This is a genomic window from Halostagnicola sp. A56 (assembly GCF_000691505.1).
In the GTDB taxonomy this organism is placed as follows: Archaea; Halobacteriota; Halobacteria; order Halobacteriales; family Natrialbaceae; genus Halostagnicola.
In genome coordinates, this window is record NZ_JMIP02000006.1 from 1 (window position 1) to 232 (window position 232).

Below are 232 nucleotides of genomic sequence, written 5' to 3' on the forward strand. Positions count from 1 at the left end.
GCTGGCCACTGCGTGTCCTCGCTTCCCGGTGGCCCGCCGCTCGACCGTCCCCTGTATTACAACCACGAACGAACGGGCATTAGCAGGGAGCGGAGGTTAACTTTTTGTTCTCAGCGGACCGCGCCCTGATTTCGTCGGTTCCGACGCGTTCGTTACTCGAGTCTCGCGATCAGGAGGAACGTCTCCGGGCGGACGGCCGTGTGTTCGACGTCGAAGCCGGCCGTCCGAAGGG

At 63.8% G+C, this 232-nt stretch carries 1 pseudogene; it reads right to left on the minus strand.

What is annotated here, in order from left to right:
• Positions 1 to 152: 152 nt before the first annotated feature.
• Positions 153 to 232: pseudogene (locus EL22_RS19215) on the minus strand (SAM-dependent methyltransferase); the annotation flags it as partial.